This window comes from Nostoc sp. (genome assembly GCF_036917465.1).
Lineage (GTDB): Bacteria > Cyanobacteriota > Cyanobacteriia > Cyanobacteriales > Nostocaceae > Nostoc.
Genome location: NZ_JBALDL010000100.1, coordinates 1 through 15,849 on the forward strand (window position 1 = coordinate 1; position 15,849 = coordinate 15,849).

The window sequence follows — 15,849 nt, forward strand, 5'->3', positions numbered from 1 at the left end:
GAGGAACAGGCATCAGTCAATATGCCATATGTTTCGGGAAATCATATTTCCTAGTTACAAGCCCCATCCCCTCGTGGGTGGGGCAGTTGACTCAAAGTATCGATGAAGCAACTGAAGTGTTTAGTATTGAGCTAGACAGTCTCAGAGCAGTAGTAGGACAAAACCTCAAGGTGACACTTGAGTTGGCTGATGGTGTCAGCCTTGTTGATACCTTAAGTCTGGCCAAAGTTAGCCAGAATGATGCTGGTCAACCTGTTATCGCCTTGGGAGAGCTTTACGAGGGTGAAGACAAACTTCTCGGCTTAAGTTTAGTGATATCAAGCGCTCAAATTGGCGAGTTACCTGTGATGAAACTGCATTACAGCGCCGATGTTGTCCAAAATGACCTCATTCAAAGCGTCTCAGGCACAGCAGATATTATTGCTAAAGTTGGCACTGTTGAGGAAGCTGCTTTTGCCTCTACGAGCTATATCATTCTTGAACTGAGTCGCCTCACCATTGCTAAAGCCAAAGAAACTGCCCTCGATTTAGCTGAACATGGCAAACACCAACAAGCCGAAGAAATCCTCCGTACCGTTGTGAAAAATTTGCGGGATAAAGGGTTAAACGAGAATTTTGAAATTGCTGAAGAGATCGAGCAACTTGAGTATTTCGCGGGTCGAATCGCTCAAAAAGCTCTGGGTAATGCCGGCCGCAAAGAATTGCGAGATCAGTCTTACCAAACAATGAACCGCAATCGCAGCGATTTGGTGGGGCGCGGTGTCACTGCTGGCGATGAAGTGTACGCAATGCCGGTTGTGAATGAAGTTGGTTCAGGGGTTGAACTGTATTGCGTTCGGGAAGGGGGTAAACTACGGGTCAAAGTCATATCCGAGGGTTACGATTCTAGTAAGAATATCCAGTTTCCCCGGAGTATTCGGGCTGAGGGAGCAAGATACGTTGTTGAAGGTCTGGAACTTTCAAGCGAAGGCACTTTCTACCGCGTACATGGCAATATCACTCGTTTTGCTCAACCGGGTGAAGCAGATATCTTCGTTACTTCTAGACAATCAAATATTGCTAATACAGGCAAAGCCTCTAAAGGCCCTGCCAGTGCCGCCGACCTACCCACAACTGACATTGTAAAGGACGGCATTCTTGTTCAGTGCGTCAAAGATGGCAGCAAGTTACGCGCTAGAGTAGTTTCTGACGGATATGAACCCGATTGGAACATGCGTTTTCCGCGATCGGTTCGTGAAGAAGGAATCCTTTATGTGGTTGATGAAGTAAAAACAGCACCTGATGGCAAGTCTTATATTGCCTGTGGTGAAATTAAGCGATTTCTTCAACCGACTATTACTGTATCGCCATAAAATTATAACCAACAGCACTCAATCAGTTAACAATGATTCACTTTTGGTAACTTTTTTTGACAAACCATGAATAGGTAGGCGTAATTAAATATAAGATCAGACCTCACCCTCAATCCCTCTCCTTAGTAGGGCTACCGTGTTTGAATTACCCCCCTTAATCCCCCCTTATAAAGGGGGGAAACCGGAAAATCCAGTTCCCTCCCCTTTATAAGGGGAGGGTTAGGGTGGGGTAAAACCTTGGTTAGTCAGCTATTTTCAGACTTGTGTGTAGACTGTAGCCTTAGTAAGGAGAGGGAAGCCGGAGGCAGGGTGAGGTTTTATATTTAATTTGACCCACTTACTTAAAGCCACTGTTTACCATCACTTAGTTTCAAAAGGAGAATATCTTGGATGGCTCGAAATAAGAAGAAATCAGCCGGGTTCAAGTATGAGCATCCACTTGATTCTAGATGCCCTATTTGTTGTATTGTCCCGCCCCATATACTAAAAAGTGTCGTGGTGAATGGCAATCCCCAGCAGCGTACTTGGGCTTTTCATACATTAAATATTTCGGCACAATTTCTAGGACGGAGAAACGTCGTAGGTAATATCTCATTTGCACCTTCTCCGGGTGAGAAGCGCCGTACCATCTACGATGCAAAATATGGACAGCAACTTCCTGGTACATTGGTGCGCGGTGAGGGAGATCCTCCAAGCAGTGATGCGGCAGTGAATGAAGCCTACGATGCTGCTGGTGCTACTTATGACTTATTTCATGAGATATTCGATCGCAATTCCGTTGATGACAAAGGACTACGTTTAGACTCCACCGTGCATTATGGCGTTAAATATGACAATGCCTTTTGGAATGGCGACCAAATGGTTTATGGTGATGGCGACGGAGAACTGTTTCAACGCTTCACGACATCAATTGATGTAATTGGGCATGAACTAACTCATGGTATAACCCAGTATGAAGCGGGTTTACAGTACTATGGTGAACCAGGGGCATTGAATGAATCCTTTTCTGATGTCTTCGGTTCTTTGGTGAAACAGAAGATCAAAAATCACACTGCACAAGAGGCTGATTGGCTGATTGGGCAAGGTCTTTTAGTACCAACTGTCAAAGGTACTGCCCTCCGCTCCATGAAAGCACCGGGAACAGCATACAACGATCCAGTATTGGGTAAAGATCCTCAACCAGGCCATGTGAAAGATAAATATACTGGTACTGATGATAACGGTGGGGTGCATATCAACTCAGGAATTCCTAACCGGGCGTTTTATTTAGCGGCTGTTGCGATTGGTGGCTATGCTTGGGAAAAAGCTGGCAAAATATGGTATGTAACTTTACGCGATCGCTTAAATGCTAAAGCAGATTTTAAAAAAGCTGCAAACGTCACCATTCAAGTTGCTGGCGAACTCTACGGTAATGGTAGTGATGAGCAAAAAGCTGTGCAGAATGCTTGGCAAAAGGTAGGAGTTATTTAGAGAGACGCGATGAATCGCGTCTACAGGAGTTATACCTGCCACTACCTCACTCAACACTCAAGACTGATAAATCTGTTATTTGTTGTTGTTACAGTGGAAGGTGAGAACTATCATCTTCCAGTTTAAGTATTTATTCCAATTAAATAACACAACGGAGAGCAAAAAATGCGAGTATCATTTGAACGTACAGGCGGCTTTGCTGGAATCAGCAAGAAGACAACCGTTGATACAGATACTCTCCCGCCAGATGAAGCTGCGACACTTCCCCGACTGGTGGAAGTTGCAGATTTATTTAGGCTACCTGAACTAATTACTTCGCCAAATCAAGAGAGCGATCGCTTTCAGTATAAGTTAACAGTGGAAGATAACGGTAAGCAACATACAGTGACTGTCAGTGAATCAGAATTGCCAGGAACCTTAAGACCACTAATTGAATGGCTACAAACCGCAGCACAAAAAAGGTAATTTACTGAAGAGGTTCAATAAAGGCTGACATAAATCCCATAAACAGGAGAATGTGGAGTTGTGGGTGAAGAAAATAGAAATTTGAATTCCCCAGAAGAAAACCAAACTGATGATTTTTTGGACGTAGCATCTGTAAAAGAGAATTGGGGTGGAGACGGAAGAGGGCGCATGAACCTATCAGGAAGGTGTACAGCAATCTCCAAACAGTATGTACCTCGTCAATACCAATTCTTTGATACAAATGCCGTACCAGAAGAACACGGTTGGCGAGTGAGTGGAATGCCAGATAATGTAGCATTTGGTAGTAGGCGATCGCTAACCTGGCATGACTGTGGTGCATCAACTTCAAAAGTAGTTTTACCGCCTCAGTTTGAAGCGCCTTCTGGCTTCTTTACTGCCGATTTAGAGATTTTTGTACTCAGGGGTGCAATTCAATTAGGTGAGTGGCAATTAAATAAGCATGGCTACTCCTTTATCCCCGCAGGAGTGAAAGTAGGCCCTTGGAAAGTGCTAGGCAATGAAGAAGTTGAAATACTCTGGATGGAGAATGGCACTATTCCATTGAAATATAAAAGCGCAATCAACGATCATCCAGATGCTAGATTGCGTGACTTCATCCCTGCATTGGATAGCAAATTGCTACCGTGGAGTAAGACAGATACAGTTCAATTTGAGATATCTAAAAAAAAGTATTTAAGAAAAGATAGTAACGGGGGTGGAGTATGGCTGCTTGCTATCTTGCCACATTACGATGGCAAGTATCAAATGATTCAATCTTATAATGAAGAAGCATACGGATTAGTTGGATACTGTGATATAGGAAATTACAGTTTTGCAAAAGACCACTTTGGCTATTGTCCTAGCTTTAGCACTCTTCCTACACATACAACGGACGATGGGGGTTTGTTCTTTGTGAGAGTTGATAGAGATTTATCACAAGTTGGAACAGTTTTGTCATATAGGAATCCGGTTTGATTTTTGAACAAAATTAAGTATATGTAGGGTGTGTTACGGCTTCCGTAACGCACCATTTATAAGGATTTGGTGCGTTACGCTGTCGCTAACACACCCTACATATCTGTTCAGAAATCAAATAGTAGTCCTATATACACCTTAAGACTAATAGGTTTGTTAAGCAGCAAAGTTTTTGTGACAATTACTAGAAGGTCTTTTTAAATAGCGTCCAGTAGGATATCCCAAAATCTGCCCGTTGTTATAAATAAGATTTCCCCGCAAAAAGGTACTTTTTACCCTTCCAGTTAACTCCACTCCTTCAAAGGGTGTATAACCTTGTTGTGACTCTGACTCACCAGCACTTACCACAAAGCTTTCATTGGGGTCTACCAGCACCAAATCAGCATCATAGCCAACAGCAATATCACCTTTTTCTAACAACCCAAAGCGCCGCGATGGATTCCAAGATAGTAACTTAGCCATCTGATTGTAAGACATCCCCCGCTTGCTACCCTCACTAAATACACCAGAAAGTAAATATTCTGTACCGCCAAAACCAGACTTTGCTAACCAAATATTATTCGGGTCTTTATTACTTCTTTTTTGTTCAGCAGAACAGCAAGCGTGGTCGCTAACTATCCAATCTACTTGGTTATTGAGTACTGCTTGCCATAAGTATTCCACATCAGCACGAGGGCGAATAGGGGGGTTAACTTTTGCCCAAATACCATTAGGAGTATCCACATCTAATAGCAAATGTCCGACAGTAACTTCTCGCCGAAAATTGATATGAGGAAAAGCAGTTTGCATAGTCAAAGCTGCTTCCATTGCTTTACGCGAACTCAGGTGCAACAAATTGATATTTGCACAGTTAGTTTCATTTGCCAAATAAGAAGCAATGCAAATTGCTAAACCTTCGGAATGAGGTGGACGCGCTGCGCTGTAAGCGTGTAATCCGCTAAGACTAGAATCGTTTTCAACTATTTTGGTATAGGCGTTGAGAATTTCTGCAACTTCACAGTGCAAACTCAAGCTGATAGTATCTCGCGCTTCTGGATGTTTTTCCATCAAGCGAGTTAGACCGCGCATAATAAATTCAAAATGGGCGAAGTCGTATCTTTCCTGTTTATTAATCATCAAAAAGAGATTTTGCTGGTCTGATAAACCATGCAACCCATAGCCGCCATAAAACATGAAGATTTTAAACGAAGATATACCGTATTCCTCAAACAATAGAGGTATTTCATCGATATGCTGGCTAGCTATAGGTGCGATGTGATAGCCGTAATCTACAAAAAAATTACCTGCGGATAACGCCAACACCTCTGGAAAAAAATCGCGGTAGGAGCCGCCTTTGTTAAGATAATACTGCCCTGTACGAATATAATTCAGGCTGGTAGTCACGCCTCCCATTGCGGCTGCTTTGGTTTCAGTCACAGCATCTTTGTCGAGGGGTTGATAGATACCTACGTGCATGTGGGCATCCACGACTCCAGGAAAGCCTAGCAGGTTTTTGCCATCAAATACCTGTTTGCCTGTGTCTGCGCTAATATTAGAGGCAATCTGAGCAAATTTTCCATCCTTAATGCCTAAATCAAGTAGTTCGATTGCATCCTGATGGGGACGAACTACCCGCACATTTTTAATAATTTGATCTAATACGAGAGTTTCAGACACAGTAGACCTCACACTAAAATGAGTTTAGTCAGGAATTCCAAAATTGAATCGGGACGAAGACCAAATCTCATTATTATATAACGGTTTTTTATTAAATCATCTTCAGGAGAAAAGACAATGGAAAGCTTTAATGAATATCATATAGATCCGAATAAATTTACTTTTCTCAAAACTTTTGCAGATAACTGGCAAGTAATTAGAGATGAGTATATACGCTTTATTAATAATGCATCTAATGAAGAGTTAAAATTTACTTACGATATTCTTGGGCCTAAAAGCCAAACAATTAAAACTAAAGGTAAATCCAAATACAGCGCTTTTGGTATCTTATTTCAAGGTATGTTTATTGAAAAATATATTCAAGCGTATCAAATACAATATCCTGAGTATGGGTCAGATGAGGCATCAAAAAACGCACTTGAATTAAGAGAGAAATATTTCCCAAATTTAGCTAATGTAATAAAAAATGTGAACTTTATTGATGATGATATCATCATAAATGTATATTATGGTACATTCCATCCAGGCTTGGATATCAAGCTGCATGTAAACTATAACCCTCACATGAATCGCGGCTATTTAGGATTAATAGTGCCAGAGGGAGATGTGGCTATGAAAATATGTCACGAACAACTTTATTGGCATGAAGGAAAATTCCTAGTTTTAGATCATAGTTATCCACACTGCCCGCATAATTATACCAATTATGATAGGACTGTCTTGGTTGTAGACTTTTTTAAACCGGATAAGCCTAGAGATGAAGTAATCCGATTTGAGAAAGAGCAAGTTACAGAAAGGATGCAAGATAATCCTTATAGCTTAGGTGTTTTTGGTAAAAGCGATAAGGCTAAAGAAGAAGATTTTATTAAGTATGGTTTAGCTCATCAGTTAGAGTGGGATAAAGCTTTGATTTAGAAATGAATGTAACAATCTACAGAAAGTTAATCGCAAAGCAACTTAATCAAGATTTTAAATCTGCCGTTGAAATTGTCGAAATTCCTATTTCCAAACCTGCTGCTAATCAAGTTTTAATTCAAAACAAATTTGCTGGCGTTAACGGTGGCTTTGATACTTTACTTTGCCGTGGTGATGTTCCGTATCTTAATTTAATTCCTCCCTTTGATTTGGGTGTGGAAGCTGTAGGAACAGTTATTGCTATGGGTGAAAATGTCAAAGATTTTCAAATAGGTGATGCTGTCATAACTACGGCGCGTGGCGGCGGTTATCGAGAATATCAGCTTATCGATGCAAACTTGGCGGTGAAGGTACGGGAAGCTACACCAGAAGTTTTAACCTTGATTCCTACAGGTGTATCAGCGTTGGTGGCATTGGAACAAGCGGGGGATATGAAAAGTAATGAAGTGGTTTTAGTGACAGCAGCAGCAGGAGGAACCGGTCATATTGCGGTGCAATTGGCAAAGTTAGCTGGGAATCATGTCATTGGTACTTGTAGTTCTGAGGTGAAAACAAAATTACTGAAAGAATTAGGGTGCGATCGCATTATCAACTATCGTACAGAAAACCTCAATCAAGTTCTCAAGCAAGAATACCCCAGTGGGATTAATTTAATTTTCGACTGTGTAGGTAAACAAGTTTTTGATACCTGCGTTGAAAACTTGGCAGTGCGGGGACGCTTAGTAGTGGTTGGTTTTATCTCCGAATACGCAAAAAATGTAGAACAAGTTACACAACCACGTCTTTATCACCAGCTATTTTGGAAAGCTGCTTCTGTGAGAGGCTTTCTCATGCCTCATTATAAGGAATATATGGCAGAGGCACGCGATCGCCTTTTAAATCTGTTCTACACAGACAAACTTAAAGTTGCCGTTGACCCAACCCACTTTAACGGCATAGAATCAATACCCGACGCTGTAGAATATCTCCTCAGTGGTCAGAATTGTGGCAAAGTAGTTGTGAGATTTTAAGTAGCACGGTATTAGTTTATATCCAGTCAGGGGTGAGAATGATACAAGATTCAGAAAATACTTTAAAAGTTGCTCGACAGGCATTTGAGAGTCTTACGCATGGGATGGCAACTGGAGAGTGGGAACCATTGTTAGATATGCTCACAGAAGATTTTACCCTTTGGTTCCCAATGGGTAAATTCCACGGTTTGAATGTCGGAAAAGAACGAGCTAGAGAATTTTTCGAGTATGTTTTTGAAGCCTTCAGTCCTGGTTTAAACCTGACTGCTCTAGACCGTGTTACCAGCAACGAAACAACAGCTGTTTTTGAGTTTCGAGATGAAGGACTTTTGTTCGGTGAGCTTTACAAAAATCGGGTAGCGGTTTCTTTTGATGTGCGTGGAGACAAAATTTGTGGCTATAGAGAATACTTTGGCAGTGATGGAAAATCATATTAAATAACTTGTAATTACGAATTACGAATTATTTAGTTTCTCTCAGGGTTGAGTTGGTTGATTTCTTTGCATTTAGCTTCTGCGGCTTGATATGCTGCCAAATAATCTTGACCACCTAACATCACATCACCATAATATTCATAAGGTGGATCGCCATAAATTGGCAATGGCTCATCTTCTGGATAATCTTCTTTTGATTCTTCAATAATGGCTTTCAGTTTTTTAACTGTTAGCCTTTGTGCTGCAAAATACCAGAGTTCTTGGGGATTTTTGTTCAGGTGGGGTAATGTGGGATCGATAATGCGTACCTCAGAGGCATCATCTATCTCAATCCAACTGTGTTCAATTGGTCTGTATGGCTTTCCCGAAAAAGTTAAAAATCCTTGAACATATCTTGCTCCCTCTGTAGACAATGCTGCTTTGTAAGCATTATCAAACGGAGTACTAGCTCTGCTGTTTATACGTTCAGCAGTTGTGATTGACAGCGTTTCATCCAGTAGTTTGTTCATTAATAGCAAGGATTAGAGCAGCCATGAGAATATATTATCACTCATTGGGAATGGGGAATGGGGAATGGGGAATTGGGAATCGGGTAAAAATGACAAATGACAAATGACAAATGACTAATGACTAATGACTAATGACTAATGACAAAAAAGAGCCAGAGAGTTACTTCTCTGACTCAAAGCTGGAGACAAAAGAATCATCAAATAAACCTAACTTAGGTAATAACCTAAATTCTTCCCAGGTTATGCAGCCCTAAAACAGCGCCCACTCCTAAGATGTGACCAAAGGCGGTGGTTGCTAAAAGGGCTGGTAAACCAAAACCACCAAAGAGATTAGCTGAAGGTAGTCCTGGTTCTGCGTTGGGATATTTGATGGTCGATTTGCCAAAGGCAATGGCAATGATATTAGCAATAATGATAATCAGTCCGACTGTCGGACTCCATTGCAGGGGTGTAGTTGCAGCAGCGAGTAAGGTTGAAGTAAACACCTGATTTGCTCCTGAAATTTATTAATGATTAAAAATATAATCTGAAACTTTACGAAGCAAATTCAACAAATTACCCGATTTTGCATCAATATTTAACAGTTATTCTTACTACTTAATACAACTTGAGTTCATCGGAGTGAGTTCAATACCGTTCGGTTGAGGTTTTTCGATGAAAATTCTAGATCGCAAAGACGCGATAAATCGCCGTCAAGACGAAAGTTTTACTCCCAAATCCTATACTTTCGCCTGTTTAAGAGTTACCTTTTGAAAAACTCCAGTTTTCAACTTGGACGAGGTTTAATTAATTAGATTTTCATAAAAAAGGTGAAAAAGTATAACTTTTATTTATCAAAAGGATGAGAACAAGTAGAGATTTTCCTCTATCTAAAGGAATTAAATATCAATGCGTAAGTCCTAAATTATACTTTTGGTAGAAGATATAAAAAAATATTTAGATATATATAAATTAAAATAAATATTAATCAAAGTTTCTAAACAATTCAGGGAAGTGTGTTAAACACGAACTGGAAACAGCCTAAAGCTTTGTTAAAATCAGCAACACACAAACTATGAACTCTATCACCGAAAAACGTATCGCCTTGATTTCCGTCCACGGAGATCCGGCGATTGAAATAGGGAAAGAAGAAGCTGGGGGACAAAATGTTTATGTGCGCCAGGTGGGTGAAGCACTAGCGCATCTGGGATGGCAAGTTGATATGTTTACCCGTAAGGTGAGTCTGGAGCAAGACTTGATTGTTGAACATAGGGACAATTGTCGAACTATTCGTTTAAAAGCTGGGCCCCTTGAGTTTGTGCCGCGAGATGAGATTTTTGAACATTTACCAGAATTTGTGGATAATTTCCTCAAATTTCAAGTAAAAAATGAGATTACATACCAGTTAGTTCATACTAACTACTGGCTCTCTAGTTGGGTGGGGATGCAATTAAAGAAAATCCAAGAGAGTAAGCAGGTTCATACTTACCATTCACTAGGAGCAGTCAAGTACAACACTATAGAAAATATTCCTCTGATTGCTAGTGAACGATTAGCTGTGGAAAAACAGGTGTTGGAAACAGCAGAGCGAATTGTGGCGACAAGTCCGCAAGAACAGCAACACATGCGATCGCTAGTTTCCACTGAAGGCAATATCGATATCATTCCCTGCGGTACAGATATTCAGCGCTTTGGTTCCATTGGGCGAGAAGCAGCGAGGGCTGAACAGGGAATTACCAAAGATGCCAAAGTTGTATTATATGTAGGGCGTTTTGATCAACGCAAAGGTATAGAAACCTTGGTGCGTGCGGTAAATGAGTCTGGGCTACGCGATTCTAATAATCTCCAGCTAATTATTGGTGGTGGTAGTACTCCAGGTAACAGCGACGGCATTGAGCGCGATCGCATTGAGCAAATCGTCCACGACTTAGGAATCAGTCACTTAACCATCTTTCCTGGTTGTCTCAGTCAAGATATTTTACCAACTTATTATGCAGCTGCCGATGTCTGCGTTGTTCCTAGTCACTACGAACCCTTTGGACTGGTTGCGATCGAAGCGATGGCAAGCGGTACACCAGTTGTAGCTAGTGATGTCGGCGGACTTCAATTTACTGTAGTTAATGAAGAAACTGGTTTATTAGCCCCAGTACAAGATGTAGGTGCTTTTGCGTCTGCCATTGACCGAATTCTCTTAGATTCAGAGTGGCGAGATGCATTGGGTAAAGCTGGCAGAAAGCGTGTCGAAAGCAAATTTAGTTGGCATGGTGTCGCCACTCAGTTGAGTGAGCTTTACACCCAATTGTTGGAGCCATCAGTAAAAGAACCTGCATTGGTTGTTAAATAGGGCTTCAAGCAACCTAATACACTCGGATAAAATCATTTTACACAAACGATAAATTCTGTAGAGAGACGCAAAATTTTGCGTCTCTACATTTTTTACAGGATCGTATTTTGCCTACATTAATATCAATATTAGAGATGATGGAAGTATACTGAGCATCGACCTTTGAACGCGAACGGCTATGCAACCAGTTGATTTCACCACCCTTACAGCTACTTGTAGCGAAATACGCGCTAACTGGCTGCCCTCGCGGACAGAACAGGTTTATCAGCGCGATCGCTACACTATTGCCATAGCATTACGCACCCTAAAACAGCGTGATTGGCTACAGATTTCTTGGCATCCCCAAGCTGCACATATTTGTATCGGCGATCCACCACCGCGATCGCCAGATACCTTTACCTTTAGCCAACAACTAATACACCAATTGGGTGGTTTGGCACTGGTGGGTATTGAAGCGATCGCCCCTTGGGAACGTGTTATTGATTTGCAATTTGCCCATCGTCCCGGAGAAAGCGCCCTATATCATGTCTATGCAGAAATTATGGGCAAATATAGCAACGTCATTCTCACCGACGCTAGCAATATAATTATCACCGCAGCCCATCAAGTCAGTCAGCAGCAATCTAGCGTCCGTCCCATCCAAACCGGACAACCTTATGAAACACCACCAAAACTGACTGGAAGTGTCCCCAGTTTGAGCGAATCTCAAGAACGTTGGCAAGAACGGGTAAGTTTAGTACCAGGAGCAATCAAGCGGCAATTGCTGAAAAGTTATAGTGGCTTGAGTGCTGCACTGTTAGATTTAATGCTGCTAGAAGCAAATATCGCACCAGAAACATCTACCGATAGCCTGAATCTTAACGATTGGCAACGGTTATTTGAGCGTTGGCAAGAATGGTTGCAAGCTTTGGATTCCAAAAAATTTCAACCCGCTTGGACAAAAGATGGTTACACCGTAATGGGTTGGGGTGTAGTTGAAAAAGTCAAAGATATTCAGGAGTTGCTCAACCGTTACTATAGTAACCAAATCGACCAACAGTTATTTTCTCAATTGCGCCATCAGTTGAGTCAGAAATTGAATAATATTCTGGCGAAATTGCGAAATAAGGCTCAAACCTTTAAAACGCGGTTGCAGCAATCAGATCGAGCCGATGAGTATCGACAAAAAGCTGATTTATTGATGGCTCACCTGCAAAACTGGGAACCAGGGATGAAAGAAATTATCCTGGCTGATTTTGAGACAAATTTGCCAGTAGCGATCGCTCTGTTGCCAGATAAAAATGCTGTCCAAAATGCCCAAGGTCTTTATAAACAGCACCAAAAGCTGAAACGCGCTCGTGCTGCTGTGGAACCACTATTGTTAGAAGTGCAGACAGAAATTGAGTATTTAGAGCAAGTAGAAGCTGCGATATCTTTGATGGGCTACGCCTACGCTCAAATAGACACCTACCAAACAGCAGAAGATTTACGAGCTTTAGAAGAAATCCGTGAAGAGTTGATTGGGCAAAAGTATTTAGAAGATCCAGAATATCGCAGTCGTAGCGCCAACGAACCCCCTAGTACCAACTTTCATCGTTACCTTACCCCTAGTGGCTTTGAAGTATTAATCGGCCGCAACAATCGCCAAAATGACCAATTGACCTTTCGTGTAGCTGGAGATTATGACTTATGGTTCCACGCTCAAGAAATTCCAGGGAGCCATCTACTATTACGACTAGAACCCGGTGCTGTGGCAGAAGAAGCAGATTTGCAATTTGTAGCCAATCTTGCCGCTTACTACAGTCGCGCCCGTCAGAGCGAGCAAGTGTCAGTAGTTTACACCCAGCCAAAACACGTTTATAAACCCAAAGGAGCAAAACCGGGAATTGCCATTTACAAGCAGGAAAGTATTCTTTGGGGAAAACCACAAATGGTTATTAGTCATTAGTCATTGGTCATTAGTCATAGGGCATTGGGCATAAGTTATTTCTTTCTTGCTTCCCCTGCTTCCTCTGCCCCTGACTTTTGCTATCTATACCCAGCGATCTGCTGAATTATTCTAATAGATAGAGGCTTTTGGGTTCTGTGCATATCTTTTTTTGATGAATATTCAGGAAAAATCTGTGTTGACTGTTACAATATTTGTTAAGAAAAGTTGCCCGTTGCATTTTGGGAACGCGCAATTGGGTTTTAACTTTCTTGAGAAGACAACGCAAAAAAATATTTTCTAGACCAGCTGTGGGAGGCTGGTCTTTTTGTATTTCGACTAACTATATACAGTAGTTTGCAAATGAAGAGTGCTGAGTGCTGTAAATGAGGTACAAAATGCAGGACTAAGAATTAGATATAAAGAGTTTCTATTTCTTGCCTCCTGCTTACTGCTTCCTGTCTTCTGCCTTAAAACCAGTAGCATTGTACTTCACACAAAAGAAAACTGCTGTATTGTCATCATGGGATATTGGGCTTAATTGAGGCGATCGCCTGAGATAGATTTTAAATCTGCGTGCGTCTAGCTCTTAACAAATATCCACTCGACCTCCTTGATAGGGGCTGACTGAAGTGCTTGACTCAATTCGGCGCTGCTTTCAAATTCGGTCTGAAACAATTCACAGGCTTCAACCTTGACTGTAAATTGTTTTTCCTGAAACGGCCAAGGCTTGACTATAACCGAGCGATCGCTACGCTGCATGATGTCGTAGCGCTGACCATCTGGGCCTTTGCTAATCTCTAAAAACCGCTCATCCTCAGGTAGTTCCTGCTGACAAAGGATGAGAGAAAGGCGATCGCACCATTGCATAAATGCATAAGCTGCATCAACTTCCTCTTTTTTGATGCCCAGTTCTTTGCGCCAGCGTTGCTGGTTTTGAAGTTGCTCATCTAAAATTTTGTCTAATTCTGCAAAATTACCCCGGCTTGGCTCATTTAAACGGCTAATATGCATGGAAATTAATAGAGCTACCCACCGTCCTCGGTAGCGAGCATTCTTTGCCAGATCGTCCAATTTGCTAATCCCAATCTCTGCATCCTTTTTTGTAGCGAGAGTGAAATCCTTGGGCGCACCTGCTTCAGTAATAAGGTCTTCTTCCCACTCTTTCTCTAAATCATCATGATGAGAAATTGCAGCTAGCGTTTCATAAAACCGTATTGGGGCATCTTGCGATCGCCATTGTCCTCCTAATTGAGCGGCTAGTAAAGCATGGGCGCGGTGATAAATAATTTCCCAACCATTTGGCGTAGCATTGACAATCACAAATCAATCTCCTGGCACTAATTTTTTATTTCGAGATTAGCTCACATAAATTTAATTTTTTTAGAAAGCTAATTTCTCGATTATTATTATGCTGATCATTGACTGCCATTACATCTGGCTTGGGATATATCCTATCTCTGATTAATTTGAAATTGCAGTTTTTCTCGTAATTTTTGTGCTTGTTGATAAGCGACTGTTTGCCCTTTATTTGAATTAGGTATTTCTGCTGTTTCCCAAGTTTGAATAAAGTAACTTAAACGAGTTCTCACTGCCCAAATTCCCATTGAAGGAAACAGAATTAAAGCAAGTATTATAGGCGAAAAAGGCAAAAATGGTAACTTGACTAGTCGTTGCAATTTCTGGAAATTAACAGCCCAAGGATGTAAAAATTCACTCCCGATGCAAACTACTGGAAGAATGGGAATATGATAGCGATGCCTACGGCGGGCTGCGCCTACGCTCAACTTAATAAAACTCACATCAAACTTTTCTAGTTGATAGCGTCTTTTCCAACCTTTCCGAGGGCCGCGGATACCTTCAGGCGCATATAAAAGAATTTTATCTTGAGCTATAGCTGCCTCAAAATTATCTAATTCGGCTCGGACACCACCCAAAACCTGCGACCATTTCGGTGGTAGCCACCAAATCACCCAAGGATGCTCAAATAATGCTGGACTTGCTACGGGCTGTACCACCCATCCTCTAGCTTCACTTAATAAATAACCCAAAGTCAAAAAATCCCAAGGAAAACACATGCCTGCGTGATTCATTGCCACAATTAATGGCCCTGTTTGTGGCAAGTTTTCGACTTGTTGTAATTCTCCTCGAAAATAGTATTTGACGATGGGGCCGAGAACTTCTTTGCGAAAAGCTTGTTGATATTTGGGATCAAATTCGCCAATTTCTTGTCGGGGTGAACGAAAACCAAGACGCAACCAACGACTCAGCATCGCTAGATAAAATCCGCCGGGAATTAAAAATAATCCATATTCGAGCCAATTCCAACCGTCTGGATCGGTATGATAGTGTTGCCAATGACGGTTGAATAAAATTAGCCAGCCTGGAGGATACCAAAGACAAAACCAATCAAACCAGCTAAATATATAGCCTTCACCTGGCGGATTTTCCAGCTGAGTGTCGAGGAGATTTTCGGAGTGTTGATTAATCAAAACAGTTAAAGTTCAGCCAAACATTTGATTAAAAGTGCATTATAGCTTTATGGTTTTACCATTGGGATCTGACTCAGGGTGAGCGCATCTCAAACCCTATTGACTAGAAGATTTAGAGAGATTATGTTGAGATAAGCACACAGTAAGAATAGTCATAATATAGAATCAACGCTGGCAAGTATATTAAATTCTTGGAAAGGAAATGATCCAGCCTGAATTTTTTCATAATTCAAATAGCATTGCTAAGGACTGGAGTTTAGACTAGGCTATGCAAAACGACCCAGCACTGCTGAGTTAATCAGAGACTTAGCGAAATGATGAATAATCTTTAGTATTAAACCG

Annotated in this window: 14 protein-coding genes; 9 read left to right on the forward strand and 5 right to left on the reverse strand. The window is 41.4% G+C overall.

The genetic code is table 11. The features are described 5' to 3' along the window. The 4 genes from V7K38_RS27215 to V7K38_RS27230 all read left to right on the forward strand — a co-directional run. The coding region (locus tag V7K38_RS27215; RefSeq protein ID WP_334862507.1) for a hypothetical protein at nucleotides 1-1,352 on the forward strand (1,352 nt) is incomplete at its 5' end. Between the two features lie 390 nt (nucleotides 1,353-1,742). After that, complete coding sequence (locus tag V7K38_RS27220; protein ID WP_334862509.1) at nucleotides 1,743-2,822, forward strand: M4 family metallopeptidase; 1,080 nt, start codon at nucleotides 1,743-1,745, stop codon at nucleotides 2,820-2,822. 165 nt (nucleotides 2,823-2,987) lie between these two features. Then, a complete protein-coding gene (locus V7K38_RS27225; RefSeq protein WP_334862511.1) occupies nucleotides 2,988-3,287 on the forward strand; it encodes a protealysin inhibitor emfourin in 300 nt (99 codons plus the stop codon). Nucleotides 3,288-3,347: 60 nt separating this feature from the next. Beyond that, a complete protein-coding gene (locus V7K38_RS27230) occupies nucleotides 3,348-4,262 on the forward strand; it encodes a DUF4437 domain-containing protein (protein ID WP_334862513.1) in 915 nt (304 codons plus the stop codon). Between the two features lie 156 nt (nucleotides 4,263-4,418). Here the strand turns inward: V7K38_RS27230 and V7K38_RS27235 are convergent, their stop codons facing one another. Beyond that, complete coding sequence (locus V7K38_RS27235) at nucleotides 4,419-5,918, reverse strand: amidohydrolase family protein (RefSeq protein WP_334862515.1); 1,500 nt, start codon at nucleotides 5,916-5,918, stop codon at nucleotides 4,419-4,421. Nucleotides 5,919-6,035: 117 nt separating this feature from the next. Here V7K38_RS27235 and V7K38_RS27240 point away from each other — a divergent pair, with 117 nt between their 5' ends. Genes V7K38_RS27240 through V7K38_RS27250 form a run of 3 tightly spaced genes read left to right on the forward strand, consistent with a single transcriptional unit; the run spans nucleotide 6,036 to nucleotide 8,280 of the window. Then, entirely contained in the window at nucleotides 6,036-6,833 is a 798-nt protein-coding gene (locus tag V7K38_RS27240) for an aspartyl/asparaginyl beta-hydroxylase domain-containing protein (RefSeq protein ID WP_334862517.1), read from the forward strand. 2 nt (nucleotides 6,834-6,835) lie between these two features. Further along, nucleotides 6,836-7,843, forward strand: a complete 1,008-nt coding sequence (locus V7K38_RS27245) for a zinc-binding dehydrogenase (RefSeq protein WP_334862519.1) — start codon at nucleotides 6,836-6,838, stop codon at nucleotides 7,841-7,843. 38 nt (nucleotides 7,844-7,881) lie between these two features. Then, on the forward strand, nucleotides 7,882-8,280 hold the full coding sequence (locus V7K38_RS27250) for a nuclear transport factor 2 family protein (protein WP_334862521.1): 399 nt from the start codon (nucleotides 7,882-7,884) through the stop codon (nucleotides 8,278-8,280). A 29-nt stretch (nucleotides 8,281-8,309) separates the two neighbouring features. On the opposite strand, the gene V7K38_RS27255 is transcribed toward V7K38_RS27250, so the two are convergent. Together V7K38_RS27255 and psaK are read right to left on the reverse strand one after the other, a co-directional pair. Next, nucleotides 8,310-8,786 carry a hypothetical protein gene (locus tag V7K38_RS27255; protein WP_334862523.1) on the reverse strand — a complete coding sequence of 159 codons (477 nt, stop codon included), beginning with the start codon at nucleotides 8,784-8,786 and terminating at the stop codon, nucleotides 8,310-8,312. A 224-nt stretch (nucleotides 8,787-9,010) separates the two neighbouring features. Continuing rightward, nucleotides 9,011-9,271 carry a photosystem I reaction center subunit PsaK gene (gene psaK, locus V7K38_RS27260; protein ID WP_185584951.1) on the reverse strand — a complete coding sequence of 87 codons (261 nt, stop codon included), beginning with the start codon at nucleotides 9,269-9,271 and terminating at the stop codon, nucleotides 9,011-9,013. A 569-nt stretch (nucleotides 9,272-9,840) separates the two neighbouring features. Here psaK and V7K38_RS27265 point away from each other — a divergent pair. Together V7K38_RS27265 and V7K38_RS27270 are read left to right on the forward strand one after the other, a co-directional pair. Then, nucleotides 9,841-11,109 (forward strand): glycosyltransferase family 4 protein, encoded by a 1,269-nt coding sequence (locus V7K38_RS27265; protein ID WP_334862527.1) that lies wholly within the window; start codon nucleotides 9,841-9,843, stop codon nucleotides 11,107-11,109. 178 nt (nucleotides 11,110-11,287) lie between these two features. Next, a complete protein-coding gene (locus V7K38_RS27270) occupies nucleotides 11,288-13,036 on the forward strand; it encodes an Rqc2 family fibronectin-binding protein (protein WP_334862529.1) in 1,749 nt (582 codons plus the stop codon). A gap of 561 nt (nucleotides 13,037-13,597) precedes the next feature. On the opposite strand, the gene V7K38_RS27275 is transcribed toward V7K38_RS27270, so the two are convergent. Together V7K38_RS27275 and V7K38_RS27280 are read right to left on the reverse strand one after the other, a co-directional pair. Further along, nucleotides 13,598-14,338, reverse strand: coding sequence for a DUF3891 family protein (locus V7K38_RS27275; RefSeq protein ID WP_334862531.1), 741 nt, complete (start codon nucleotides 14,336-14,338; stop codon nucleotides 13,598-13,600). Between the two features lie 131 nt (nucleotides 14,339-14,469). After that, a complete protein-coding gene (locus tag V7K38_RS27280; RefSeq protein WP_334862533.1) occupies nucleotides 14,470-15,507 on the reverse strand; it encodes a 1-acyl-sn-glycerol-3-phosphate acyltransferase in 1,038 nt (345 codons plus the stop codon). Nucleotides 15,508-15,849: the final 342 nt, after the last annotated feature.

Excerpts from the sequence above, each read along its gene's own strand:
- V7K38_RS27220 (WP_334862509.1), top strand. The coding sequence starts at position 1,743 with ATGGCTCGAAATAAGAAGAAATCAGCCGGGTTCAAGTATGAGCATCCA.
- V7K38_RS27225 (WP_334862511.1), top strand. The coding sequence starts at position 2,988 with ATGCGAGTATCATTTGAACGTACAGGCGGCTTTGCTGGAATCAGCAAG.
- V7K38_RS27240 (WP_334862517.1), top strand. The coding sequence starts at position 6,036 with ATGGAAAGCTTTAATGAATATCATATAGATCCGAATAAATTTACTTTT.
- V7K38_RS27245 (WP_334862519.1), top strand. The coding sequence starts at position 6,836 with ATGAATGTAACAATCTACAGAAAGTTAATCGCAAAGCAACTTAATCAA.
- V7K38_RS27250 (WP_334862521.1), top strand. The coding sequence starts at position 7,882 with ATGATACAAGATTCAGAAAATACTTTAAAAGTTGCTCGACAGGCATTT.
- V7K38_RS27255 (WP_334862523.1), bottom strand. The coding sequence starts at position 8,786 with ATGAACAAACTACTGGATGAAACGCTGTCAATCACAACTGCTGAACGT.
- V7K38_RS27265 (WP_334862527.1), top strand. The coding sequence starts at position 9,841 with ATGAACTCTATCACCGAAAAACGTATCGCCTTGATTTCCGTCCACGGA.
- V7K38_RS27270 (WP_334862529.1), top strand. The coding sequence starts at position 11,288 with ATGCAACCAGTTGATTTCACCACCCTTACAGCTACTTGTAGCGAAATA.